The 23,727-nt window shown below is 72.8% G+C and carries 21 protein-coding genes; 8 read left to right on the forward strand and 13 right to left on the reverse strand.

The window, feature by feature from the left end:
• Nucleotides 1–6 precede the first annotated feature (6 nt).
• Genes ACF06X_RS17815 through ACF06X_RS17825 form a run of 3 tightly spaced genes read right to left on the reverse strand, consistent with a single transcriptional unit; the run spans nucleotide 7 to nucleotide 4,078 of the window.
• Nucleotides 7–1,608 (reverse strand): acyl-CoA carboxylase subunit beta, encoded by a 1,602-nt coding sequence (locus ACF06X_RS17815; RefSeq protein WP_392288185.1) that lies wholly within the window; start codon nucleotides 1,606–1,608, stop codon nucleotides 7–9.
• A complete protein-coding gene (locus ACF06X_RS17820) occupies nucleotides 1,605–3,290 on the reverse strand; it encodes an acyclic terpene utilization AtuA family protein (RefSeq protein WP_392288186.1) in 1,686 nt (561 codons plus the stop codon). Before ACF06X_RS17820 ends, ACF06X_RS17815 begins: the two co-directional genes overlap by 4 nt.
• Nucleotides 3,287–4,078, reverse strand: a complete 792-nt coding sequence (locus ACF06X_RS17825; RefSeq protein ID WP_392288187.1) for a TIGR03084 family metal-binding protein — start codon at nucleotides 4,076–4,078, stop codon at nucleotides 3,287–3,289. Before ACF06X_RS17825 ends, ACF06X_RS17820 begins: the two co-directional genes overlap by 4 nt.
• Nucleotides 4,079–4,211: 133 nt before the next feature.
• Here ACF06X_RS17825 and ACF06X_RS17830 point away from each other — a divergent pair, with 133 nt between their 5' ends.
• A complete protein-coding gene (locus tag ACF06X_RS17830; protein WP_392288188.1) occupies nucleotides 4,212–5,237 on the forward strand; it encodes a saccharopine dehydrogenase in 1,026 nt (341 codons plus the stop codon).
• Nucleotides 5,238–5,253: 16 nt separating this feature from the next.
• Here ACF06X_RS17830 and ACF06X_RS17835 read toward each other — a convergent pair whose 3' ends face one another.
• Nucleotides 5,254–6,195: a DMT family transporter gene (locus ACF06X_RS17835; RefSeq protein WP_392288189.1), complete on the reverse strand. Its 942-nt coding sequence runs from the start codon at nucleotides 6,193–6,195 to the stop codon at nucleotides 5,254–5,256.
• Between the two features lie 200 nt (nucleotides 6,196–6,395).
• Here ACF06X_RS17835 and ACF06X_RS17840 point away from each other — a divergent pair, with 200 nt between their 5' ends.
• Complete coding sequence (locus ACF06X_RS17840) at nucleotides 6,396–7,253, forward strand: LysR family transcriptional regulator (RefSeq protein WP_392288190.1); 858 nt, start codon at nucleotides 6,396–6,398, stop codon at nucleotides 7,251–7,253.
• Between the two features lie 91 nt (nucleotides 7,254–7,344).
• On the opposite strand, the gene ACF06X_RS17845 is transcribed toward ACF06X_RS17840, so the two are convergent.
• Nucleotides 7,345–10,071 carry an FAD-binding and (Fe-S)-binding domain-containing protein gene (locus ACF06X_RS17845; RefSeq protein ID WP_392288440.1) on the reverse strand — a complete coding sequence of 909 codons (2,727 nt, stop codon included), beginning with the start codon at nucleotides 10,069–10,071 and terminating at the stop codon, nucleotides 7,345–7,347.
• Nucleotides 10,072–10,251: 180 nt separating this feature from the next.
• Here ACF06X_RS17845 and serC point away from each other — a divergent pair, with 180 nt between their 5' ends.
• On the forward strand, nucleotides 10,252–11,370 hold the full coding sequence (gene serC, locus ACF06X_RS17850) for a phosphoserine transaminase (protein WP_392288191.1): 1,119 nt from the start codon (nucleotides 10,252–10,254) through the stop codon (nucleotides 11,368–11,370).
• A 176-nt stretch (nucleotides 11,371–11,546) separates the two neighbouring features.
• Here the strand turns inward: serC and ACF06X_RS17855 are convergent, their stop codons facing one another.
• Complete coding sequence (locus ACF06X_RS17855; RefSeq protein WP_392288192.1) at nucleotides 11,547–12,557, reverse strand: WD40 repeat domain-containing protein; 1,011 nt, start codon at nucleotides 12,555–12,557, stop codon at nucleotides 11,547–11,549.
• Nucleotides 12,558–12,655: 98 nt separating this feature from the next.
• On the opposite strand from ACF06X_RS17855, the gene ACF06X_RS17860 reads away from it, so the two are divergent.
• On the forward strand, nucleotides 12,656–13,342 hold the full coding sequence (locus ACF06X_RS17860; RefSeq protein ID WP_392288193.1) for a GDSL-type esterase/lipase family protein: 687 nt from the start codon (nucleotides 12,656–12,658) through the stop codon (nucleotides 13,340–13,342).
• Nucleotides 13,343–13,365: 23 nt separating this feature from the next.
• Here the strand turns inward: ACF06X_RS17860 and ACF06X_RS17865 are convergent, their stop codons facing one another.
• Nucleotides 13,366–14,412, reverse strand: a complete 1,047-nt coding sequence (locus ACF06X_RS17865) for an SGNH/GDSL hydrolase family protein (RefSeq protein ID WP_392288194.1) — start codon at nucleotides 14,410–14,412, stop codon at nucleotides 13,366–13,368.
• 123 nt (nucleotides 14,413–14,535) lie between these two features.
• Nucleotides 14,536–14,973, reverse strand: coding sequence for a carboxymuconolactone decarboxylase family protein (locus tag ACF06X_RS17870; protein WP_392288195.1), 438 nt, complete (start codon nucleotides 14,971–14,973; stop codon nucleotides 14,536–14,538).
• 29 nt (nucleotides 14,974–15,002) lie between these two features.
• Between ACF06X_RS17870 and ACF06X_RS17875 the strand changes: the two genes are divergently transcribed.
• Nucleotides 15,003–15,512, forward strand: a complete 510-nt coding sequence (locus ACF06X_RS17875) for a MarR family winged helix-turn-helix transcriptional regulator (RefSeq protein WP_392288196.1) — start codon at nucleotides 15,003–15,005, stop codon at nucleotides 15,510–15,512.
• 68 nt (nucleotides 15,513–15,580) lie between these two features.
• On the opposite strand, the gene ACF06X_RS17880 is transcribed toward ACF06X_RS17875, so the two are convergent.
• The gene (locus ACF06X_RS17880) at nucleotides 15,581–16,570 is read right to left on the reverse strand and encodes an aldo/keto reductase (RefSeq protein WP_392288197.1); all 990 of its coding nucleotides are present in this window, start codon (nucleotides 16,568–16,570) and stop codon (nucleotides 15,581–15,583) included.
• 129 nt (nucleotides 16,571–16,699) lie between these two features.
• On the opposite strand from ACF06X_RS17880, the gene ACF06X_RS17885 reads away from it, so the two are divergent.
• Nucleotides 16,700–17,629 (forward strand): GNAT family N-acetyltransferase, encoded by a 930-nt coding sequence (locus ACF06X_RS17885; RefSeq protein WP_392288198.1) that lies wholly within the window; start codon nucleotides 16,700–16,702, stop codon nucleotides 17,627–17,629.
• A 123-nt stretch (nucleotides 17,630–17,752) separates the two neighbouring features.
• Here the strand turns inward: ACF06X_RS17885 and thpR are convergent, their stop codons facing one another.
• On the reverse strand, nucleotides 17,753–18,322 hold the full coding sequence (gene thpR / locus ACF06X_RS17890; RefSeq protein WP_392288199.1) for an RNA 2',3'-cyclic phosphodiesterase: 570 nt from the start codon (nucleotides 18,320–18,322) through the stop codon (nucleotides 17,753–17,755).
• 35 nt (nucleotides 18,323–18,357) lie between these two features.
• Here thpR and ACF06X_RS17895 point away from each other — a divergent pair, with 35 nt between their 5' ends.
• Nucleotides 18,358–18,870, forward strand: a complete 513-nt coding sequence (locus tag ACF06X_RS17895; protein WP_392288200.1) for a GNAT family N-acetyltransferase — start codon at nucleotides 18,358–18,360, stop codon at nucleotides 18,868–18,870.
• Nucleotides 18,871–18,947: 77 nt separating this feature from the next.
• Here ACF06X_RS17895 and ACF06X_RS17900 read toward each other — a convergent pair whose 3' ends face one another.
• Nucleotides 18,948–20,117, reverse strand: a complete 1,170-nt coding sequence (locus tag ACF06X_RS17900; protein WP_392288201.1) for a methyltransferase domain-containing protein — start codon at nucleotides 20,115–20,117, stop codon at nucleotides 18,948–18,950.
• Nucleotides 20,118–20,612: 495 nt separating this feature from the next.
• Here ACF06X_RS17900 and ACF06X_RS17905 point away from each other — a divergent pair, with 495 nt between their 5' ends.
• A complete protein-coding gene (locus ACF06X_RS17905) occupies nucleotides 20,613–21,719 on the forward strand; it encodes a helix-turn-helix domain-containing protein (RefSeq protein WP_392288202.1) in 1,107 nt (368 codons plus the stop codon).
• A 101-nt stretch (nucleotides 21,720–21,820) separates the two neighbouring features.
• Here the strand turns inward: ACF06X_RS17905 and ACF06X_RS17910 are convergent, their stop codons facing one another.
• Nucleotides 21,821–23,167, reverse strand: coding sequence for an MFS transporter (locus ACF06X_RS17910; protein WP_392288203.1), 1,347 nt, complete (start codon nucleotides 23,165–23,167; stop codon nucleotides 21,821–21,823).
• Nucleotides 23,168–23,194: 27 nt separating this feature from the next.
• Entirely contained in the window at nucleotides 23,195–23,638 is a 444-nt protein-coding gene (locus ACF06X_RS17915) for a MarR family winged helix-turn-helix transcriptional regulator (protein ID WP_392288204.1), read from the reverse strand.
• Nucleotides 23,639–23,727 lie beyond the last annotated feature (89 nt).

Here is a 23,727-nt window from a genome sequence, read left to right on the forward strand (position 1 = left end):
GAGGCCTCACATTCGGAAGACGCCGAAGCCGCCGCGCGCGCCCTCGACCGGTGCCGTGTGGATGGCGGACAGGCACAGTCCGAGGACCGTGCGGGTGTCGCGGGGGTCGATGACGCCGTCGTCGTACAGCCGCCCGGAGAGGAACATCGGCAGCGACTCGGACTCGATCTGCGCCTCGACCATCGCGCGCAGTCCGGCGTCCGCCTCGTCGTCGTACGGCTGCCCCTTGGCGGCGGCGCTGGCCCGCGCCACGATCGAAAGGACGCCGGCGAGCTGCTGCGGGCCCATCACGGCCGACTTGGCGCTCGGCCAGGCGAAGAGGAAGCGCGGGTCGTAGGCCCGGCCGCACATGCCGTAGTGCCCGGCGCCGTACGACGCCCCCGTCAACACGCTCAGATGCGGCACCCGGGAGTTCGACACGGCATTGATCATCATCGCGCCGTGCTTGATGATGCCGCCCTGTTCGTACTCCCTGCCGACCATGTAGCCGGTGGTGTTGTGCAGGAAGACCAGCGGGATGTCGCGCTGGTTGGCGAGCTGGATGAACTGCGCCGCCTTCTGCGACTCGGCCGAGAAGAGCACCCCTTGGGCATTGGCGAGGATGCCCACCGGGTAGCCGTGCAGCGCGGCCCAGCCGGTCACCAGGCTCGGCCCGTACAGCGGCTTGAACTCGTCGAAGTCCGAGCCGTCCACGATCCGGGCGATCACCTCGCGCGGGTCGAACGGCGTCCTCAGGTCCCCCGGCACGATCCCGAGCAGCTCGTCCTCGTCGTACTTCGGCGGCTCCGCGAGACCCTTCGGATCCGGGTGCGCCTTGCGGTGGTTGACCCGGGCGACGATCCGGCGCGCCTGGCGGAGCGCGTCCGGCTCGTCGACGGCGTAGTGGTCGGCGAGGCCGGAGGTGCGGGCGTGCATCTCGGCGCCGCCGAGCGACTCGTCGTCGCTCTCCTCCCCCGTCGCCATCTTCACCAGCGGCGGACCGCCGAGGAAGACCTTCGACCGCTCCTTGATCATCACCGTGTGGTCGGACATGCCGGGGACGTACGCCCCGCCGGCCGTCGAGTTGCCGAAGACGACCGCGATCGTCGGGATCCCGGCGGCGGAGAGCCGGGTGATGTCCCGGAACAGCGCCCCGCCGGGGATGAAGATCTCCTTCTGGGACGGCAGGTCGGCGCCGCCGGACTCGACGAGCGCGATGCACGGCAGCCGGTTGGCGTACGCGATCTCGTTCGCCCGCAGGGCCTTCTTCAGCGTCCACGGGTTGGAGGCCCCGCCCCGTACGGTCGGGTCGTTGGCGGTGATGAGGCATTCGACGCCCTCCACCACCCCGATACCGGTCACGATCGAGGCGCCCACCGGATAGTCGCTGCCCCAGGCGGCGAGCGGCGACAGTTCGAGGAAGGGCGTGTCGGGGTCGACGAGCAGCTCGATCCGCTCGCGGGCGAGGAGCTTTCCGCGCTTGCGGTGCCGTGCGACGTACTTCTCGCCGCCTCCGGCGAGCGCCTTGGCGTGTTCCGCGTCGAGCGCGCCGAGCTTGTCGAGCATGGCGGCGCGGTGCGCGGCGTACTCCGGTCCGCCGGTGTCGAGGGCGGAGGCGAGGACGGTCACAGGAGTTCCTCCGGTACGTCGAGTTCACGGGCGCGGAGCCATTCGCCGAGGGCCTTGGCCTGCGGGTCGAAGCGGGCCTGGGAGGCGACGCCCTCCCCGAGGAGTCCGGTCACGACGAAGTTCACCGCCCGCAGGCCGGGCAGGTCGTGGCGTACGACGGGCAGTCCCGCGGTCTCCGGGAGGAGGGCGCGCAGCCGCTCCACGGTGAGGGTGTGGGCGAGCCAGCGCCATTCCCGGTCCGTACGGACCCAGACGCCGATGTTCGCGTCCCCTCCCTTGTCGCCGCTGCGGGCCCCGGCGACCCGCCCGAGGGGCACCCGGCGCGTGGGCCCGGGAGGCAGGGGCTCGGGGAGCGGGGGCGGGTCGACCGGCGCCAGTTCACGGGTGTGCGGCGGTACGGGGACGGGGACGCGGGTCCCGTCGGGCAGCACGGCGGTGTGCGGGACGTCGGCGGCCGCTACGGACGCGGCCTCGAAGACGCCGTAGGGCGCGCCCTTGCCGGGCGGCGCGGTGACGTGGAAGCCGGGGTAGCTGGCGAGGGCGAGCTCGATGACGGCGCCGCTCAGCGCGCGGCCGACGGCCTCCGGGCCGGGGTCGCGGACCACGAGCCGGAGCAGGGCGCTCGCGGTCTCCTCGGTCGCGGCATCGGGCCGGTCGGTGCGGACCAGCTCCCAACGCACCTCTGCGGGCCGGGACTTGGCCCGACCGAAGGCGTCCTCGAGCTGGTCCTGGACGAGCCGGGCCTTCGCCTCGATGTCGAGGCCGGTGAGGACGAGGACGACCTCGTTGCGGAAGCCGCCGAGGCGGCAGCGGCCGGCCTTGAGGGTGGGCGGCGGCGCCTCGCCGCGTACGCCGCTGATCCTGACCCGGTCGGGGCCGTCCTGGGTGAGCCGTACGGTGTCGAGCCGGGCGGTGACGTCGGGTCCCGCGTACCGGGCGCCGGCCGTCTCGTACAGGAGCTGCGCGGTGACCGTGCCGACGTCGACGAGCCCGCCCGTACCGGCGTGCTTGGTGATGACGGAGGTGCCGTCGGGGTGGATCTCGGCGAGGGGGAAGCCGGGGCGGCGCACGTCGTGGTCCCGGAAGAAGGCGTAGTTGCCGCCGGTGGCCTGGGCGCCGCACTCCAGGACGTGTCCGGCGACGACGGCGCCCGCGAGGCGGTCGTGGTCGGCGGGCTCGGTGGGGTCCCAGCCGAAGAACCACTGGGCGGGGCCGGTGACGAGGGCGGCGTCGGTGACGCGGCCGGTGACGACCACGTCGGCGCCCGCGGCGAGACAGGCGGCGATGCCGGCGCCGCCGAGGTAGGCGTTGGCGGCGAGGACTCCGTCCTCCGGGGGCAGCCGGTCGCCCTCGACATGGGCGATCCGGGCCGGGACGCCGAGACGGTCGGCGAGGGCGCGCAGGGCGTCGGCGAGGCCGGCGGGGTTGAGGCCGCCCGCGTTGGTGACGATCTTCACCCCTCGCTCGTGGGCGAGGCCGAGCCCCTGCTCCATCTGGCGCAGGAAGGTTTTCGCGTAACCGGCGCCGGGGTCCTTCAGGAGGTCGCGGCCGAGGATGAGCATGGTCAGTTCGGCGAGGTAGTCGCCGGTGAGGACGTCGAGCTCCCCGCCGGTGAGCATCTCCTCGACGGCGTCGAAGCGGTCGCCGTAGAAGCCGGACGCGTTGCCGATACGGAGGATCACCGGGCCCCCCGGGCGGGGCGGCCGGGGCCGGCCGGGCCGGCGAAGGCCTGGGCGATCGACAGCCAGCGCTCGGCGCCGGCGCCCTCGGCCCGCAGGGCGGTGTCGTCCCGGTGGACGCGCTGGGTGACGAGGAGGCAGAAGTCGAGGGCGGTCCCGCGGATCCGCTGGGCCGCGTCCGGGGGCCCGTACACCCACTCCTCGCCGTCGGGGGCGATCAGCTCCACCCGGAACGGCTCGGCCGGGGCCGTGATCCCCCGTACGAGATAGGCGTAGTCGCGGGCCCGGACGCCGATCCAGGCCACGTGCCGGAGCCGGTCGGTGGGTTCGCGGACGACACCGAGGGCGTCGGCGACGTCCTGGCCGTGCGCCCAGGTCTCCATGAGCCGGGCGGTGCCCATGGAGGTGGCGCTCATGGGCGGCCCGTACCAGGGGAAGCGGGCGCCGGGCGGGGCCTCGCGCAGCGCGCGCTGGAGCTGTTCGCGTCCGGCGCGCCAGCGGGCGAGCAGCTCGTGGGGCGGGAGCGCGGCGCCCTCCTCGGCGCCCTCGTCGACGAAGGTGTCGGGGGTGGCGAGGGCCTTCTCGGTCTCGGCGGCGAAGGCGTCCGGGTCGGTGGCGGCGAGCAGGGCCGCCCGGTCGGTCCAGGCGAGATGGGCGATCTGGTGGGCGACGGTCCAGCCTTCGGCGGGGGTCGGAGCGGCCCATTGCGCACCGCTCAGCCCGTCGACCAGCCGGTCGACTTCCTCGCTCTCGCCGCGCAGGTCGTCGAGGACGACGGCAGGGTCGGACACGGTGCGCTCCCCTCGGGCAGGGTGGGACACGGGCGGGCCTGTGCCGAGGAGCATGGCAGCGGCCCGCAAAACAAGCAAGCGTGCTTGCTTGGAAATCTGGGAGGCGTCCGGGATTGAATGAGGCATGACTGCGATGAAGCGAACTGACGTACGGGCGGGGCGGGTTCTGGTGGTCGGCGGCTACGGCGCCGTGGGGGCCACGGTCACCGCCACCCTCGGCGAGTGGTTCCCGGGCCGGATCGTGCCGGGGGGCCGGAGCCGCGGCGCACGCGTCGACGTCCGCGACCCGGAGGGCTTCGGCCGGGTCCTGGACGGCCTCGGCGACGTGGTGGCGGTCGTGCTGTGCGTGGAGCCGCCCGACGCGCGGGTCGCCGGGCTCTGCCTGGAGCGCGGGATCCACGTGGTCGACGTCTCGGCCGACCGGGCGCTCCTCGACGGGGTGGCCGCGCACCACGACCTGGCGGTGGCGAGCGGCGCGACCGCCGTCCTGAGCGTGGGCGTCGCGCCCGGCCTGACCAACCTGCTGGCCCACCGCGCGCACACGGCCGTGGGCGGGGCGCGGCGGCTGGATCTCACCGTGCTGCTCGGCTCGGGCGAGCGGCACGGCGAGGACGCCGTCCGCTGGACCCTGGACAGTCTGGTGGAACCGGCGCCTCGGGGCGGTGCGGCCGTCCGGGTCGGGCTGCCGGGGTTCGGGATGCGCAGGGCCCACGCGTTCCCGTTCTCCGACCAGTTCACCCTGGCCCGCACGCTCGGGGTGCCGGAGGTCACCACCCGCTTCTGCCTGGACTCGCGGCCCCTGACGGCGGCGCTCTTCGCCCTGCGCGGCACCGGACCACTGCGCGCCGCCCACGCCCGGCCGGCCCTGCGCCGGCTCCTGACCGACTCCGTCCGCCGGGTCCACCTGGGCGGCGACGGCTTCGCCCTGCGCGCCGACGCCTACGGTGACGGTGACGGTGACGGTCGCCGGGTCTCGTACGCCCTGACCGGCAACGGCCAGAGCCGCGCCAGCGGCCTCGTCACCGCCCACGTCACCCGCGCCCTCCTCACCGGCACCCTCCCACCCGGAACCCACCACATCGAGCACCTCCCGCCACTCGCCCACATCCCGGAGGCACTCACGACGGATGGCGTGCGGGTGTACCGAAGGTCCCGCTGAGGGCGGGTCGCGGGGGTCAGGTCCCCGCGCGGGGCCGGCGCATCTGTGTGCGGACCGCGCCCATGCTCGCGGCGATGACCAGGGAGATGGCGAGCGCGTCCGTCACGGACATGGCCTGGTGGAGGACGAGGAAGCCGGCCGTCGCCGCGATGGCCGGTTCCAGGCTCATCAGGATCGCGAAGGTGGGTGCGGGGAGACGGCGCAGGGCGAGGAGTTCGAGGGTGTAGGGCAGGACGGAGGACATCAGCGCGACGGCGAGGCCGAGGCCGATCGTCGACGGTACGAGGAGCTTCTCGCCCGCCTCCACGATGCCGAAGGGCAGACTCAGCACGGCGCCGAACGCCATGGCGAGCGCCAGCCCGTCCGCCTGCGGGAAGCGGCGGCCGGTACGGGCGGAGAAGACGATGTACGTCGCCCACATCGCGCCCGCCGCGAGCGCGAAGGCCGCGCCCACCGGGTCCAGCCGGTCGAAGCCGCCACCGCTGAGCAGCACGACACCGCCGAGGGCGAGCCCGGCCCAGAGCAGGTTCACCAGCCGACGGGAGGCGATCACCGAGAGGATCAGCGGGCCGAGGACCTCCAGGGTCACGGCGGCGCCCAGCGGGATCCGGTCGGCGGCCTGGTAGAAGAGGATGTTCATGCCCGCCATGGCGGCACCGAAGGCGACGATCGTGCCCCAGTCGGCGCGGCCGTAGCCGCGCACCTTCGGGCGGCAGACGATCAGCAGGACGGCCGCGGCGAGCACGAGCCGGAGCGTGACGACGCCGAGGGCGCCCGCGCGGGGCATGAGCAGGACGGCGAGGGCGGAGCCGAACTGTACGGAGAGACCACCGGCGACCACGAGCGCGACGGGCCCCAGGCGGGTCGCCCGGCCGCCGGGAGCGTCCGCGGCCGCTGCCGGGCCGGCCGCCGCCTCGGGTACGGAGACGGCGGCGATGTCCTTGACCGGGCTGTCCACCGGCTCACTCCCTTGCGTGGTGCGGTCCCTCGGAGACTGACTGGACTGACTGAACTGACTCCCGAGCATAGTTCATCAGACTGGACTGTCGGTCCATAATAATGCACTCACCCGCTCGTCAACCGGGTCCCGCCTCTCACGCTACGAGCCACCGCGCGGCGGGTGAAATGCCGATTGGGCTGCGCTTATGCTCCGGACGCATGGGCATCGAGCTGCGTCATCTCCGCTGCTTCCTCGCCATCGCCGAGGAGGGCAACGTGACCAGGGCGGCGGCCCGGCTCCACCTCACGCAGCCCGCCGTCTCCCGCACGCTTGCCGCCCTGGAGAAACATCTCGGGGTCCGGCTCGTCGACCGCTCCACCCACCACCTCGCCCTCACCGCCGAAGGCCGCGCCTTCCTGGACCGGGCGGCCGCGGCGGTCACCGCCTTCGACGCCGCCCTCGACCCCGAACGGCTCCGCCACCGGCCGCTCCGGGTGGGGTACGCGTGGTCGGCGCTCGGCCCGTACACCACCCCCCTGCTCCGCCGCTGGCAGCGCGAGCACCCCGGGACGCCGCTGGAACTCCTCCGCGTCGACGACCGCACGGCGGGCCTCGTCCGGGGCGAGGTGGACGCGGCGCTGCTCCGGGGGCCGGTGGACGCGCCGGGCCTCGCGACCGCCGAGCTGACGGCCGAGACCCGGGTCGCCGCCGTCCCCGCCGACAGCCCGCTCGCCGGTCGTTCGGCGGTGCTGCTCGCGGACCTCGCCGGCGAGATGGTCGTCCTCAACACCGTCTCCGGCACGACGACCCTCGACCTCTGGCCGCGCGCCCACCGCCCGTCCGGCACGCTGACCGTCGGCAACACCGACGACTGGCTGACGGCGATCGCGGCGGGCCGGGGCGTCGGCGTCTCCTCCGCCTCCACGGCCGCGATGCACCCGCACCCGGGCGTGACCTACCGCCCCCTGACGGACGCGCCGCCCGTCCCGCTGGTCCTGGCCTGGCGGGACGCCGCCCCGCACCCGGCGATCGGGGCGCTGGTGACCCTGGCCCGCGCGATCACCCGGGAGGCCTGACCCAAGGCCTCCCGGCCTGCCCGCGCGATCACCCGGGAGGCCCGACCCGAGTCCGGCCTCCCGGCCCGACCGTGCCCGGCCGCACTCCCCCTCACGGCTCCCGCGCCGGCAGCGCCTCCGCCAGCACCTCCGCCACATGCCGTCCCTGCCCGTCCGTCAGGTGGTCGATCTGCGTGCGGCAGGAGAAGCCGTCGGCCAGGACGAGCGCGTCCGCGCCGGCCGACCGCAGCGCCGGCAGGAGTTGGTCCTCCGCGCAGGCCACCGACACCTCGTAGTGACCGGGTTCGAATCCGAAGTTCCCCGCCAGGCCGCAGCAGCCGCCGCTCAGCTCGCCGGTCAGACCGGCCCGCTCCCGCAGCCGCCGCTCGGCCGCGTCGCCGAGGACCGCGTGCTGGTGGCAGTGCGTCTGGCCGACCACCTCGCGGTCCAGGCGCGGCGGGTCCCAGGTGGGCGCGAACTCCTCGATCGCCTGGGCGAAGGTCCGTACGGAGGAGGCCAGTCGGCGGGCCCTCGGGTCGTCGGGCAACAGCTCCGGCAGGTCCGTCCGCAGGGTCGCCGCGCAGGAGGGTTCGAGGACGACCACCGGACCGGGCGCGTACTCCATGACGTCGAGCGTGGAGCGCATGACCTTGCGCGCCCGGTCCAGCTGCCCGGTGGAGACGTAGGTGAGTCCGCAGCAGACCCGGCCGGGCGGCAGCCCGACCCGGACGCCCGCCGCCTCCAGGACCCGTACCGCCGAGCGCCCGACGTGCGGGGCGAGGTGGTTGGTGAAGGTGTCGGGCCACAGCAGCACGTCGGAGGGCGTCTCCAGACGGGTGCCGAACCAGGAGACGAACGTGCGGGACGCGACGCGCGGAAGCTCCCGCTCCGGAGTGCCCCCCGCCAGGCGGGCGGCGAAGGGCAGGGCGCGGCCGAGGTTGAGCGCCGGGCCGAACCAGCGCAGCCACTGCGGCAGCCGGCCCATCGTGACGTGCGACCACGGCCGTCGCCTGCCCTCGTAGTGCCGGTGCAGGAACTCCGCCTTGTACGCGGCCATGTCGACGCCCACCGGGCAGTCGCTGCGGCAGCCCTTGCACGCGAGGCAGAGGTCGAGCGCCTCGCGGACCTCCTCCGAGCGCCAGCCGTCGGTGACGACCTCCCCGAGGGCCATCTCGTGCAGCAGCCGCGCCCGGCCCCGCGTGGAGTGCCGTTCCTCCCCCGTGGCGCGGTACGAAGGACACATCACGCCCGGCCCCGCGCTCGGGCCCGCCACCCGGCACTTGGCGACCCCGACGCACCGCGCCACCCCGGGCACGACCACCGGCAGCCCCGATCGCCCGTCTGCCGGCCCCAGGGCCTCCAAGCGCAGCCCCTCGAAGCGCAGCCCGGAGTCCAGCGGCTTCGGCCGCACCAGGATCCCCGGGTTCAGGCCGCCCTCCGGATCCCACAGGTCCTTGACCTCCCCGAAGAGGCCGACCAGCTCGGGCCCGTACATCTTCGGCAGCAGCTCCGCCCGCGCCTGCCCGTCGCCGTGCTCGCCCGACAGCGATCCGCCGTGCGCGATGACCAGGTCCGCGACCGCCTCGGAGAACTCCCGGAAGCGGCCGACCCCGGTGTCCGTCCACAGGTCGAAGTCGATCCGGACGTGGACGCAGCCGTCGCCGAAGTGTCCGTACGGCGTGCCCCGCAGACCGTACGAGGCGAGCAGCGCCCGGAACTCCCGCAGGTACGCCCCGAGGCGCGCCGGCGGCACCGCGCAGTCCTCCCAGCCGGGCCAGGCCGCACCGCCCCAGGGCATCCGGGTCGCCGTGCCGGCCGCGTCCTCGCGGATCCGCCAGAGCGCCCGCCGCTCGGCCGGCTCCGTCACGACGGTCGCGTCCAGCGCGTCCGCCGCCCGCACCAGCGCCCGGGCCGCGCTCTCCCCGTCCGTCTCGACGAAGAGCCAGGCGCCGCCCCGGGGGAGCAGCATCCGCTCGGGGCCCGGCACGAGGTCGTCCGCCATCCCCTCGACCGTCAGCGGCCCGTACGGCAGGAGTCCCGCCGCCGCGTCGGCCGCCGCGCTCTCGTCCGGGTAGCCGAGGACGGCGAGGACGGGCGCCGACGGTGCCTTCACCAGGCGTACGGTCGCCTCGGTCAGCACGCCGAGCGTGCCCTCGCTGCCGCAGTAGAAGCGGGCCACGTCCGCGCCCCGCTCCGGCAGCAGCGCGTCGAGGGCGTAGCCGGAGATCCGGCGCGGCAGGCCGGCCGGGTAGCCGGTCCGCAGCGCGCCGAGGTTCCGGCCGACGAGGTCGCGCAGTCCGGCGGGCGCGCCCCGCCAGTCGGGTCCGAGGCGCAGTTCCGTCCCCCGGTAGGTGAGGACGTCGAGGCCGAGGACGTTGTCGGCGGTCGTGCCCCAGGCCACGGAGTGCGCCCCGCACGCGTTGTTGCCGATCATGCCGCCGAGCGTGCAGCGGCTGTGGGTGGAGGGGTCGGGGCCGAAGGTGAGCCCGTGCGGGCGGGCCGCCTCGCGCAGCCGGTCCAGGACGAGGCCGGGCTGGACGACGGCCGTGCGCGCCTCGGGGTCCAGGGAGACGAGCGCGCGCATGTGGCGGGTGAAGTCGAGCACGACGCCGGTGCCCGTGGCCTGGCCCGCGATCGAGGTACCCCCGCCCCGGGCGACCACCGGTACCCCGTACGAGCGGCAGACGGACAGGGCGGCCGCCACGTCCGCCGCGTCGCGCGGGGCGACCACACCCAGCGGCACCCGGCGGTAGTTGGACGCGTCCATCGTCGCCAGGGCCCGCGCCGTGGTGCCGAAGTCGATGTCTCCGGCCAAGGCCGCGCGCAGCGCCGCCGCCAGCTCCGGGTGCTCCTTGTCGTACGTGTCCTGATGGCGCTCGTCGTGCCGCGCGTGGTGCCGCTCGTGGTGCTGCTCGGGGTGCTCCTCGTGTTTTCCCACCAGCTCAGGATGTCTCACCTGTCGTCTCATCCGGCGGACATCGTCCGCCGTCGGCCCTTCCGACCGGATACGCTCCGCCTCGTGGCTGAGATCCGGATTCCCGCTGACATCAAGCCCGCCGACGGCCGTTTCGGCGCGGGCCCCTCCAAGGTGCGTACGGAGGCGCTGGACGCCCTGGCCGCCACCGGCACCTCCCTCCTCGGTACGTCCCACCGCCAGGCACCGGTCAAGAACCTGGTCGGCGAGGTACGTGCCGGAGTGCGCGACCTCTTCTCGCTGCCCGAGGGCTACGAGGTGATCCTGGGCAACGGCGGTTCGACCGCCTTCTGGGACATCGCGACCCACGGGCTGATCGAGAACAAGTCGCAGCACCTGAACTTCGGCGAGTTCTCCTCCAAGTTCGCGAAGGCCGCGAAGCTGGCCCCCTGGCTGGCCGAGCCGACCGTGATCTCCTCCGACCCGGGTACGCACCCGGAGCCGCGGGCCGAGGCGGGCGTCGACGTCTACGCGTTCACCCACAACGAGACCTCGACCGGTGTCGCCGCCCCCGTGAAGCGGGTCGCGGGCGCCGACGAGGGCGCGCTGGTCCTGGTCGACGCGACCTCCGGCGCGGGCGGCCTCCCGGTCGACATCACCGAGTCGGACGTCTACTACTTCGCGCCGCAGAAGTCCTTCGCCGCCGACGGCGGTCTGTGGCTGGCGGCGTTCTCCCCGGCCGCGCTGGAGCGGGCGAAGAGGATCCACGAGTCGGGCCGTCACATCCCGGAGTTCTTCTCCCTCCCGACGGCGATCGACAACTCGCTGAAGAACCAGACGTACAACACCCCGGCGCTCGCGACCCTCTTCCTGCTCAACGAGCAGCTGAAGTGGATCAACAGCCAGGGCGGTCTCGACTGGGCCGTGGCCCGCACCCGCGAGTCGTCCCAGGCCCTGTACGGCTGGGCCGAGGAGTCGAAGTACGCGACGCCGTTCGTCACGGACACGGCCAAGCGCTCGCAGGTCATCGGCACGATCGACTTCTCCGACGAGATCGACGCGGCGGCGGTCGCGAAGGTGCTGCGCGCCAACGGCATCGTGGACACCGAGCCGTACCGCAAGCTGGGCCGCAACCAGCTGCGGATCGCGATGTTCCCGGCGGTCGACCCGGCGGACGTGCGGGCGCTGACGGCCTGCATCGACTACGTGATCGAGAAGCTGTAGCGCCGGTAGGCACGAGTGGTACGAAGGACCCGCATCGACCGTGGTCGATGCGGGCCCTTCGCCATGACGCGGTGGCCTGGGGTCGGGGGCCCGGAGGCCGGGGGGTCGGGGGCCCGGGGGCCGGAGGCCGGGGCCCCCGAGGCCTGGAGACCGGGGGCCGGAGGCCCGGGGGCTCGTCAGCCGCGTCGCAGGAGGCGCTTGCCGCCGATGACGAGGGCGGTGGCGAGGCCGAGGACGACGATCCCGAGGCCGAAACCGCCCGAGTCGCCGTCGGCGGCCCCGGGCGGCCCGGACCGCGAGGGACCCGGGGTCGGAGCGGTGGCCTGGCCGCCGCCGCTCCCCGGCGGCCGCGCCCGCTCCACCTCCACCTCCACCCGCACGACCCGGCTGTTCTTCCCCTCCGAGCCGAACATCAGCGCCGAGCCGTCTCTCGTGTACGTCACCGACTCGGCCTGCCCCTGGAAGGGCGCCCCCACGGGCTCGCCGTCGTCGCCGAGCCGGCCGTCCTGCCACGCGTAGGACCGGGCGCTGAAGTAGCCGCGCAGGACGAGCTTCCCGCCGTCCGGCGAGAAGGCGCCGTCCGTCACCCAGGGGACGTCGTCGACGCGCCGGAAGACGTTCGTCCCGGCCGTCGAGAGCCGCTCGGGGCCCGCGTAAAGACCGCCGCTGTTCTCGTTCTTGCTCGCGATGTAGACCCGGCCGGTCTTCGGATGGACCATCAGCGCCTCGGCGTTCCGCGGCCCGTCGGCGTACTTCACGTCGTACTGCCTGGCCTGGACGGTCTGGTCCTTCAAGGTTTTCGGCTCGGGGAAGCGATAGATCCAGACGTGGTCCCACGTGCCGTCGCGGTTGTCGCCGATGTCGCCGACGTAGATGTCGCCGTCCGGGCCGACCGAGACGGCCTCCATGTCCCGGGGCGTGCCGACGCCCTTCATCGTGAGCGTCGCGACCGTCTCGCCGGTACGGGAGTCGACGCCGTAGATCAGCGGCGCGTCCTGGTCGTTGTGCGTCCAGTAGATCCCGGGGTGGGCGCGGCTGGCGGCGAGGCCGCTGGACTCGGTGATCCGGGGATCCTTGATCGTGAAGTCCCGGTCGGCCTCCGCGGCCCCGGCCGGCGCGGCGGCGCAGAGCAGGACGAGGGCCGCGGCACCGGAGGCGTACAGCGAGGCGGACAGGAACGGGCGCATGCGCTCAAGCCTGCCACGGCGGCGGCCGGAGCCGCCCTCGCGCATCGTGTCGGGGATCACGTCGCAGCCCGCCGTCGCCGTCGGTGATGATGGTCGCCATGCGTTTCATGTTCGTCGGCGACAGCTGCACCATCGGACGGGCCGGCGACCACACCTGGCGCTACCGGATGTGGCGGCACCTCGAATCGGCCCTGCCCGGGCGGTACGAGATCGTCGGCCCGCGCACCGCGCTCTACGACACGGCCGCCGACGCGCCCCTCTCGCACGACTACGCCGACCCGGCGTTCCCCGCACCCGCCCGACGCCATCTGGCCGGCTGGGGCGAGGGATGGCTGCACATGGCGCCGCTGATCGGCGAGGCGGTCGCCACGGCGGAGGCGGACGTGCTGCTGGTCTCGCTGGGCCTGATAGACCTCGGCTTCTACACCGACAGCGACCAGACGGCCGCGAACGTCCGCGCCTTCGTGGCCGCCGCGCGCGCGGCGAACCCGCGTGTCAGGGCCGTGCTGATGCCGGTCATCCCGAACGTGCGGGCCGAGTCCGACGCCCCCTTCGCCGCCGAGTGCGCCCGTTTCAACGAGCTGCTTGCGAAGGCGGTCGCGGACCTGGACACGGCCGCCTCGCCGCTGCTGCTCGCGACGGCCCCGGACCCGTACGACCTGCGCACGGACACCTACGACGGCACCCACCCCGGCCCGACGGGCGAACACAAGCTGGCGGCCGCCTTCGCGGACGCGATGTACCAGGCGTGGGGGCTGGGTTCCCCTTACGGGGAACGTCCGTAGAGGGCCTCCCACGTCCTCGGGCCTCAGGCCGGGCCGTGGCCGTACATCGCCGCGATCGACTGGGCGACCGCGTCGCCGTTCCCGTCCCGGCCCGTCTCGTTCGCCCAGAGGTACCAGGGCAGCCTCTGGTGAAGGAGCGTCACCCCCGAGGGCTCCAGCAGGCCCCCCACCGTACGGTCCGTGCCGTCGCACGCCGTCGCCCCGCCCGTCGTCGCGTACAGGTCGACGAAGTGCGCGCCGTGGCGCTTGGAGACCTTGGCCATCAGGGCGTTGAGCGGGGCCTGGACCTTCTCGTCGAGAAGGGGCCACGCGTCTTCCGGCACGTCCCCGAGGGGTTTGCCGCCGTCCGGGAGGGCCGCGCGGCAGCGCGTACGGTCCTTCGGGACGAGCCGGGGATAGCCGACCAGGACCGTGTCCGCCGACGGGGACTCGCTGCGGATCTCCGAGAAGAGCTTGTCGAGGTCCTTCTCCGTCCGCTCGAACCGGTCCGCCAGCCAGGCCTTGCCCGCGCCCGCCGTGAAGTACGAACGGCACCCGCGGGCGGGGGAGTCGGCGTCCACCGGCGCGTCCGGCAGATGCGCGCCGTCCGTCCCGCGCAGCCGCGCCGAACACTGCTTCAGGACCCGGCCGAGGCCGGCCGTCCCGGCTCCCAGGGACGCGATCACCAGCTTCGTCTCCTTCTTCAGCGCCCGCTTCTGCGGCACCGCCGTCATGCCGCCGCCGAGGTCCTGCTCCTCCCAGACGTGGTGGAGCGCGGCACCCGCGCAGGACACGTCCGCCGTGATGTCGAGGAGGATCGACTGGTCGGCGAGCTGGTCCTCGATCACGTCCGGCAGGTTCTCCGCCGCGCGGACGCAGAGCAGCGCGCCCTGGTCCACGGGTGCGATGCCGTATCCGCCGATCGAGGCGTCACCGAGGAAGACGGTCGGGATCTTCGCGGGGTTGGGCGGGTTGGGCGGGTTCGGGGGCGGGGCGGCCGCCACCGCGAGGAGCACGGCCGCGACCGCGCACACCGCCGTCCGCACCCTCGCCCCCGGACCCGCGACCGGTCGGGCACCCGCTTGACGCATTGCTCGCATGAGATGACCCTTCACACCGGAGGCGGGAGGCATGCGAGAGGTCCCTCGATAGCGGGGCGCGCGGGCGCCGACTCCGGCGCGCGAGCGGGAGCACTTTCACGGACAGCAGTTGGTTCAGGCCGCGCGGGTGAGGCGGTTCGCGAAGGTCGACACCGTGTACGTACCGATGCCGAGGACGACCTCCAGGGCGTTCTGGCGGGTGTAGCCGTACGCGTGGAAGGCGTCCAGTTCGGCGTCCGTCACCGCACCCGAGGAGGCGAGGACCTGGAGGGTGAACTTCCGTACGGCCTCCAGGCGTTCGTCGTCGGCGGCCGGGCCCAGGGCGGCGAGCTTCGCCTCGTGCATGTCGACGCACAGGTGGCACTGGTTGCGGGCGGCGACGGTCAGGATGACGGTCTCGCGGGAGTGGGCGTCCAGGGTGGTGGACTCGAAGATCTCGCTGAGCTTGAGGAAACCGTCGAGCGTGTGCGGAGACTCCTTCAGGAGGGCTACGGCGCCGGCCGTGCGGGCGGACAGGTCATGGGTGTCGTGGGGCAAGGCTTCTCCTGGCATGCGAAAGAGAGCGACATAGAATGGACAACATGGTTGACCGTGATGGCGAGAAGAACGTAAACCAGGTTGTCGATGATGGCAAGGGATATGAGCTGCCACTGCTCCTCTTCGCCGGCTTCCGCACCCTCATCGACCGGCTCCACGCCGAACTCGCCCGCCAGGGACACCCCGGCCTCCGCCCGGCCCACGGCTTCGCCATGCAGGCCATCGGCGTCGACGGCGCCACCGCCAGCGACATCGGGCGACGGCTCGGCGTCTCCAAGCAGGCGGCCGGCAAGACCGTCGACCGGCTCCTCGCCCTCGGGTACGCCGAGCGCGCCGACGACCCCGCCGACGCCCGCCGCAAGCTCGTCCGCCTCACCCCGCGCGGCGACGACGCCCTCGCCCGCTCCGCGGCCGTCTTCGACGAGCTGCGCGCGGAGTGGGCCGCCGCCCTCGGCCCGGCGCGGGTCCGGGACATGGAGGCGGCCCTGCGGACCGTCGTACCGGCGGAGACGACGTACCGGCTGGACGCGACGAGCTGGCTGGGCGGCGCCTAGGTCGTGTCCGGAAAGCCTCGCCGATCATGCCGGGCTCGCGTGCCCAGGCGCCGCCCGCCCGGTCCGCCTTACCAGGCGAACGCCTCCGGGGACGGGCCCGGGCCCGGGAAGATCTCGTCGAGGGAGGCCAGGAGCTCCTCGCTCAGCTCCAGCTCCAGCGCGCGCAGGGCACTCTCCAACTGCCCCGCCGTGCGCGGGCCGACGATCGGGCCGGTGACGCCCGGGCGGGTGAGCAGCCACGCCAGAGCCGTCTCCCCGGGCTCCAGGCCGTGCTTGTCCAGGAGGTCCTCGTACGCCTGGAGCCGGGACCGCATCGCCGGGTCGGCCAGCGCCTCGGCCGCCCGGCCCGTGGCGCGCCGGCCGCCCTCGGTCTCCTTCCTGATGACGCCGCCGAGCAGGCCGCCGTGGAGCGGGGACCAGGGGATGACCCCGAGGCCGTAGTCGCGCGCGGCCGGGACGACCTCCATCTCGGCGCGGCGCTCGACGAGGTTGTAGAGGCACTGTTCGCTGACGAGCCCGACCATCCCGCGCCGGGCGGCGGTCTCGTTCGCCTGGGCGATCTTGTAACCGGGGAAGTTCGACGATCCCGCGTAGAGGATCTTCCCCTGCTGGATCAGGACGTCGACGGCCTGCCAGATCTCCTCGAAGGGGGTGTGGCGGTCGATGTGGTGGAACTGGTAGAGGTCGATGTAGTCCGTGCCGAGCCGCTTGAGCGAACCCTCCACGGCCCGGCGGATGTTGAGCGCCGAGAGCCGGTCGTGGTTGGGCCACGCGTCCCCGTCGGCGGCCATGTTGCCGTAGACCTTGGTGGCCAGGACCACCTTGTCGCGGCGGTCCGCGCCCCCGGCGAACCAGCTTCCGATGATCTCCTCGGTGCGGCCCTTGTTCTCGCCCCACCCGTAGACGTTGGCCGAGTCGAAGAAGTTCAGACCCGCGTCCAGCGCCGCGTCCATGATCGCGTGACTGGCCGCCTCATCCGTCTGCGGGCCGAAGTTCATGGTGCCGAGCACCAGACGGCTGACCTTGAGTCCCGTACGTCCGAGCTGTGTGTACTCCATGGTCGTCCAGCCAACTCGATGGAGCGCGCTCCAAGCAAGGGTCCCTGTCCGGACCGGGCTCCCCTACTCCCGTACCGGATGGCAGAGTTGCCCCTCCCACGACACGGAGGCCCGATGCACTACCGCCCGATGACCGAGACCGACCTGGACGCCGTCCTCGCCTGGGACGTCAAGGAGCCCGTCCTCTGGATGGACGCCGACCGCTACCGCGAGGAGACGGCGGCCCGGCAGTTCCGCCCCGAGTGGACGTGGCTCGCGGAGGAGGACGGCCGGATCCTCGCGCGCGCCGTGTGGTGGGGCCGCTCCGACAGCGAGCACCCGCTCGCCCTGGACTGTCTCTCCGCGCACCCCTCGGTCGCCGACCCGGCCGCGCTCGCCGCCGGGCTGCTCACCGCCGCCCACGCCGCGTTCGCGGGGCGCGGAGCGGCCAAGCCGCCGCTCTACAACATCATGCTGCCGCAGGACGACAGCGACGAGGAGAGCCGGGCCGCCGCCGTCGGCTGGCGCGAGGAGGCCGCTCGGCGGGCGGGCCTGAGCGAGCGGATAGAGCGGCTCCGCTTCGAGTGGGCCCCGGAGAACGGCACGCCGGAGCCGTCGGACCGTCTGGTGTTCACCGCCGAACCCGACGACGAGGCGTTCGTGGAGGTCTTCCGGCAGGTCTCGCGCGGCAGCCTGGACGCCGAGACCCTCGCCGGCGTCGCCGCCCAGGGCGAGGAGGAGACCGCCCGCGGCGACCTCGCGTTCTACCTGAGCTGCCCCGGCGAGCGGGAGTGGTGGCGGCTCGCCCACACCCCGGACGGCCGCCTCGCCGGTTTCGCCATCCCCTCCCGTACTCCGTACGGGCCGAACGTCGGCTACCTCGGCGTCGTCCCCGAGCTGCGCGGACAGCGCTACATCGACGACGTGCTCGGCGAGATCACCCGCTTCCACGCGGGCGAGGGCGCGCGCCGGATCACCGCCACGACGGACTCGACCAACGTGCCGATGGCGAACGCCTTCCGCCGGGGCGGCTACCGCGTCAGCGAGGTACGCGTGAACCTGACGGCGCCCGCCGGCTGACGGCGCCCGCCGACCGGCCGGGGGCTACTGACCGACCACCGACGCCACCGCGACGATCGCGAACATCAGGACGAGCACACCGGCCATGATCCGGTTACGGGTTTTGGGGTCCACCCTTCGAGGTTAACCCGCCCTTCCCAGAGGCCAGGCGCCGACCGTCTCGTACCGCGGCTGCTCCCCCCGCACCCCGCTCCCCGGCAGGCGGCTGCGGACGAGGGCCAGCTCGGCGACCTGCCAGCGGCTGCCCTCGAACCGGTCCAGCTCCGCGACGAAGGGGCGCGGGTCGGTGTCGAGGCGGGCCCGGGCGACGGTGAGGTGGGCCTGGTAGCGGCGGTGCTCGTCCATCGCCACGCCCGCCCGGCGGGCGGCGGCGTCGGCGCGCTCGGCGAGCAGCCGCAGCGTGTCGATGCCGCCGGCGGCCCCCACCCACAGCGCGCGCCGGCCGAAGTGGCCGCCGCCGTGGAGCCGGAGCGGGAAGGGTTCGGTGCGCTGGGCGGCGCGGCCGAGGCGCGCGTGGAGGTCGGGGAGCAGCTCCTCGTCGACCTCCCCCATGAACGCGAGGGTGAAGTGCCAGCCCGGCCGCGAGGTCCAGCGCAGCCGCTCGGCGCCCGGCAGGCGGACGAGGCGGTCGACGGCGCGGGCGAGTTCGGTCAGCTGCTCCTCGGGGGGCAGCACGGCAGCGAAAAGCCTCATGGCGCGAGTGTGGCACCACCCCTACCCTCTGCGGGATGGACAACGGGATGAAGATCAGGAAGGGCGGGACGGACGACGTCCCCGCGATACTCGCGATGCTGGACAGCGCGGTCGTCTGGCTGAACGGGCGGGGCATCACCGACCAGTGGGGCACCGATCCGTGGTCCGCCCGCCCGAAGGCGGTACGGCAGGTCGAGGAGACGGTGGCCGAGGGCAGCCCGTGGATCGCCGAGATCGACGGCGTCCCGGCGGGCACGCTCACCCTGACGCCCCACCCGGGCCCGCATGTGGCGCGGGTGGACGAGCCGGAGCTGTACGTCCGGCTTCTCGCGACGGACGCGCTGTTCCACGGCCGGGGCGTGGGGGCGGCCCTGCTGGCCCACGCGGTCGAGGAGACCCGCCGCCAGGGGATCTCCCTGCTCCGGGTCGACTGCTTCGCGGGCAGCGAGGGCCGGCTCGTGGCGTACTACGAACGCCAGGGCTTCACACGGACCGAGCCCTTCAGGGTCGGCGAGTGGCCCGGCCAGGTCCTCGCCCGTCGCGTCTGACACCGGGGCGGGGTGCCCCCGCCCGGCCCCGCCCCTGCGCCACGGGGAACGGCGCACGGACGGGGCCGCTCTCCAGGTCAGTGGACCGTGACGAGGTTGCCCGGTTCATCCAGCCAGGCGCACTCACCGTCGCTGTGCACGCTGAGTCCAAAGCGATCGAACCCCGGTCGGCCCTGGTCCTCCCACCAAAGCAAAGCCGCCTCTGTCTCGTCCCACAATCTGCGGGGACCAGACTGCGCCACTACGAACTCCTCGGCCTCCGGCTCGAAGTCGGCCGAGGCCCACGACTCCGTGTCGATGCTGTACGTCCATAAGGTGTACGCACCACCCTCGTACCGCTCGACGGTCCAGAACACTCCAGGCACACGAAGTCCGATCACAAACTGTTCGAGCCACCCGCCTGCCACGATCGGCGAAAGCGTCGTCATGCTCCTGACGCCGTCTGCGGGCCACTCCCGACCCTTGAGGTACACGTGGTGTCCGGGAAGGTTCGGACGCTGCTGCCGTAGGCGCATGAACGCGCTGGAACGGGTGAAATGGCCGCTCGCTGTGCCGTCGCCGTTCACGACCAGGCGCACGATGGCTTCGCCGCCGTACACGGTCCCCCACGGAGCGACGATCGCCCCACCGGACACGGTCTGATCGATCCAGGTCCGTGGCACTTCCCCGATCGAGCACGTGGCGATGACACGGTCATAGGGTGCGCCTCCGGCGTACCCCAGCCGACCATCCCCGACAACCACCAGCGGGGCCAGGCCGGCGCGGCGCAGCCTCTCACCGGCGCCCGCCGCGACATCGGGGTCGTACTCGATGCTGACCACGTTCGAGCCGCCGAGCCGGTGGGCGAGAAGACCCGCGTTCCAACCCGTGCCCGTGCCGATCTCAAGGACGCGATTCCCTTCCTTCACGTCGAGATCGGCCAACATCGAAAAGACCATGCGTGGTTGGGAACTGGAACTGCTCGGGGTCGTCCCCAACCCATCACCGGAATGGTGCCCGTCGTCCCACTGAGTCGTGAGCGGGATGTCCGAGTACACCGCCCGCCGCCAAGCCTCGGGGTCCGTGGCACGGTCCACCAGCGGGTTCTGTCGGGTGCCCTCCGGGATGCCCGGCCAGACGCGGTCAGGAACGAACAGCGCACGGGGGACGGCCTCGAACGTCCCCAACCAGTCGGTTGACAGCGCGCCCGCGGCAACGAGCGCGGAGGCGAGCCGTGAAGGGCCCACCTCCTCTGCGCGCGTGGTCACGGGCTACTTCTTCGCGGGTCCGGAACCATCGGACGAGTTGCCACCACTCGTCTCGCTGCCACCACCCCCGTGCCCGCGCCCGCTGCTGCCATCGTCCTGCTGGCTGCCGCCCTGACCGCTTCCGGTACCGCCACCGTGCTTAGCCATGTGAACTCCTCCATCAACGTTGATGTACATCTCACGAGGGTCGGCCGGGGCCTCACCTCCCGGTCCACCCCACGCAGAATGCCGACCCGTCCCGCGCCGTCTTCCACGCGGTGACCGATGCCCCCACGGGTGATCAACCCGAGCACCCGTCCATGTGCCGATAGACGACCACGGGCGGCCCTGACTTCCGTCCCAGCGCCCCCCGGCGGCAGCGCTCACCCTCGTGTTTCGGTCCACCGATCGTCCCGCCGACCGTGCCCGCCACGGAGGGGCATCCCTAGGGGCAAGTGCCGCTCGATCGCTCGCTCTTGCCCCGGCAAGGAGCGACGGTAGGGGCAAGATGGACTCATGGCGATCGGGGAGCTGATCAAGGATCTACGCACGGCTCGCGGATGGAGTCAGGGACGGCTGGCGTCGGCGATCAATGACGCCTTCGGAACGAACCTCGATCGGGAGTACGTAAGCCGCTGGGAGCGTTCCAAGGTGACGCCGGGGCCCTTCTACTTGCGGTGTCTGTCGGCCGTCCTGGACGTGCCCCTAGCCGCTCTGGAGGGTGAAGTGAAGCGCCGTACGTTCCTGACCGACGCAGCCGGGGCAGCGATAGCGCCCGTGGTCGCGTCGGACCTCCTCAGCGTGGGATTCGCGGCACGGCTACGGGGTGGCCCGTCCGTGGACTCGTGGGCGGCGAAGCTGGCCACGTACGGCACGGAGTACATGAGCCTTGGTGCTGCTGACATTCAGCGGCGGGTCAGCGGCGAACTCGTTCTGGTCCAACAGCAGTTGGAAAATGGCCGGCTTTGGTCGGTGGCAGCCCGGCTCATGACCCTGTACGCGAAGACGTTTCCTGGGACGGACGGCGCGAAAGCGGTGCAGTGGTACCGAATGGCAGCACAGGCGGCGGACGAGTCCGGAGACGACGACGCACGGGTGTGGGTCCGGGGCCGGGCGGCTATCGCGTTGGGATACGAGGGTGCGTCACTCGGCGTTGCCGACGTGCTGGCCGATCAGGCGATGGCCATCAGCGACAGGCCGTCGCTGGGGCTCCTGAACGCGACCTTCGGCAAGGCTCACGCGGCAGCGATCCGGGGCGACGCCGATACGGCACGCAAGCTCATGGACGACGGGCGACGCATCTTCGACAAGGCCGGATCGCATGAGCAGACCAGTGACTACGCCGTGCCGTGGTGGCGCATGAACGTCTTCGTCTCGCTTCTCGCCGCTCGCCTCGGAGACGAGAACACAGCGGTAGCCGCACAGGATGCGGCACGACGAGAGCTGCCCACAGAGCTGCCCCGGTTCGCCACCCATCTGGAGATGCACCGTGGACTCATGCTCGCCCGGTCCGGCGACGTGTCCGGCGGCGTGGCGTACGCACGGGCGGCCCTTGACGCGCTGCCCCCCGAAAAGCACTCACTGACGCTGCGACTCCTCATGGCCGAGGTAGAGCAGTCCTGAACGACCCAAGTCAAAATGATTCAGCCGGCCCGACAGCCACCCGGTGAGGGGCGGCCGTCGGGGCCTAGTCAGGGTGCCGACACGGTCGGTATGAGCAAGGGCTACGCCGCCGTCGTCAGGCGTTCGCGCGGCTCGCGGGCGACGAAGCGGACCTGGGGGTGGCCGTGGTGCCAGCCGAAGGTCATCTTCAGGCCGCCGACCCGGGCCAGGACCAGGCCGACGACGACGGCCGCCGTGAGGGAGATCAGGCCGCCGGTGGCGAAGCCGATCCGGGGGCCGTAGGTGTCGGTGATCCAGCCCAGCAGCGGGGCGCCGATCGGGGTGCCGCCGGCGAAGACCATCATGTAGAGGCTCATGACCCGCCCCCGCATCGCGGGGTCCGTCGCCAGCTGGACGGCCGAGTTGGCGGTGATGTTGACCGTCAGGCCGAACATGCCGATCGGCACCAGCAGCAGCGCGAAGAGCCAGAACGACGGCGAGAGCGCCGCCGCGATCTCCAGCACGCCGAAGGCGACCGCCGCGCCCACCAGCATCCTCAGCCGCGAGCTACCCCGCCGGGCGGCGAGCAGCGCGCCCGCGAGCGAACCGGCCGCCATCAGGGTGTTCAGGAAGCCGTAGGTGCCGGCCCCGACGTGGAAGATGTCGTCCGCGAAGGCGGTGAGCCAGATCGGGAAGTTGAACCCGAAGGTGCCGACGAAGCCCACGAGGACGATCGGCCAGATCAGGTCCGGCCGCCCGGCCACGTACCGCAGCCCCTCCCGCAGCTGTCCCTTGCCGCGCGGCGCGCGCTCCACCTTGTGGAACTCGGCGGGGCGCATCAGCAGCAGGCCGGTGAGCGGGGCGAGGAAGAACAGGCCGTTGAGCAGGAACGACCAGCCGCTGCCGACGGTGGCGATCAGCAGGCCGGCGACCGCGGGGCCGATCAGGCGCGCCGACTGGAAGTTCGCGGAGTTCAGCGAGACGGCGTTGCGCAGTTGGTCGGGGCCGACCATCTCGGAGACGAAGGACTGCCGGGTCGGGTTGTCGACGACGGTGACCATGCCGAGCAGGAAGGCGACCAGGTAGACGTGCCAGACCTGGATGTGGCCGGAGAGAGTGAGGACGGCGAGCGCGAGTCCGCAGAGGCCGAGGGCGGCCTGGCTGATGAGGAGGATGCGCCGTTTCGGGTAGCGGTCGGCGAGGACTCCGCCGTACAGGCCGAACAGCAGCATCGGAAGGAACTGCAGCGCCGTGGTGATGCCCACGGCGGCGGCGGAGCCGGTGAGGCTGAGCACCAGCCAGTCCTGCGTGATGCGGGCCATCCATGTACCGGTGTTGGAGACGATGGCTCCGGTGAAGAACAGCCGGTAGTTGCGTATGCGGAGTGAGGAGAAGGTTTCTCCCCGCCCGCGGGTGTGGGTCTCGGGTATGTGGACGGGTGCGGAGTCTGCTCCGGGTCCCGTACTCAAAGTGCGTCGCCTCCTCGGCGTCGGTCTCTACAGGTGGGCGAGTTTCTCCAGGACCGGGGCGGCCGCGCGCAGCTTGGCCCACTCGTCCTCGTCCAGGCCCTCGGCGAGCGTCGCCAGCCAGGCGTTCCGCTTGCGGCGGGACTCTTCCAGCATGGCCTCGGCCTGCTCGGTCGGGCTGACGACCTTCTGGCGGCGGTCGTCGGGGTGCGGCTCGAGGCGGACCAGTCCCTTGGCCTCGAGCAGCGCGACGATACGGGTCATCGACGGCGGCTGGACGTGCTCCTTGCGGGCCAGCTCGCCGGGGGTGGCGGAGCCGCAGAGCGCCAGGGTGCCGAGCACCGACATCTCGGTCGGGCTGAGCGACTCGTCGACGCGCTGGTGCTTGAGGCGTCGGCTCAGTCGCATGACGGAGGAGCGGAGCGCGTTCACGGCCGCGGCGTCGGCGGCGGTCCCGTGGGACAGGTCAGGCATGTTCCTTAGCGTAACTCATTACCCTACCTAAAGACCAACCGGAAACGTTTCGTCGATATCTGTCACCCGAACGAGTGAGCTGGATCCGG

Origin of the sequence: Streptomyces sp. NPDC015346 (genome assembly GCF_043078785.1) — a bacterium.
Classification (GTDB): Bacteria; Actinomycetota; Actinomycetes; order Streptomycetales; family Streptomycetaceae; genus Streptomyces.

Coding starts and splice junctions, on each gene's coding strand:
- ACF06X_RS17905 (WP_392288202.1), top strand. CDS start 20,613: ATGGCGATCGGGGAGCTGATCAAGGATCTACGCACGGCTCGCGGATGG.
- ACF06X_RS17880 (WP_392288197.1), bottom strand. CDS start 16,570: ATGGAGTACACACAGCTCGGACGTACGGGACTCAAGGTCAGCCGTCTG.
- ACF06X_RS17915 (WP_392288204.1), bottom strand. CDS start 23,638: ATGCCTGACCTGTCCCACGGGACCGCCGCCGACGCCGCGGCCGTGAAC.
- ACF06X_RS17885 (WP_392288198.1), top strand. CDS start 16,700: ATGACCGAGACCGACCTGGACGCCGTCCTCGCCTGGGACGTCAAGGAG.
- ACF06X_RS17840 (WP_392288190.1), top strand. CDS start 6,396: ATGGGCATCGAGCTGCGTCATCTCCGCTGCTTCCTCGCCATCGCCGAG.
- ACF06X_RS17875 (WP_392288196.1), top strand. CDS start 15,003: ATGGTTGACCGTGATGGCGAGAAGAACGTAAACCAGGTTGTCGATGAT.
- ACF06X_RS17855 (WP_392288192.1), bottom strand. CDS start 12,557: ATGCGCCCGTTCCTGTCCGCCTCGCTGTACGCCTCCGGTGCCGCGGCC.
- ACF06X_RS17870 (WP_392288195.1), bottom strand. CDS start 14,973: ATGCCAGGAGAAGCCTTGCCCCACGACACCCATGACCTGTCCGCCCGC.
- thpR (WP_392288199.1), bottom strand. CDS start 18,322: ATGAGGCTTTTCGCTGCCGTGCTGCCCCCCGAGGAGCAGCTGACCGAA.
- ACF06X_RS17830 (WP_392288188.1), top strand. CDS start 4,212: ATGAAGCGAACTGACGTACGGGCGGGGCGGGTTCTGGTGGTCGGCGGC.
- ACF06X_RS17865 (WP_392288194.1), bottom strand. CDS start 14,412: ATGCGTCAAGCGGGTGCCCGACCGGTCGCGGGTCCGGGGGCGAGGGTG.
- ACF06X_RS17860 (WP_392288193.1), top strand. CDS start 12,656: ATGCGTTTCATGTTCGTCGGCGACAGCTGCACCATCGGACGGGCCGGC.
- ACF06X_RS17895 (WP_392288200.1), top strand. CDS start 18,358: ATGGACAACGGGATGAAGATCAGGAAGGGCGGGACGGACGACGTCCCC.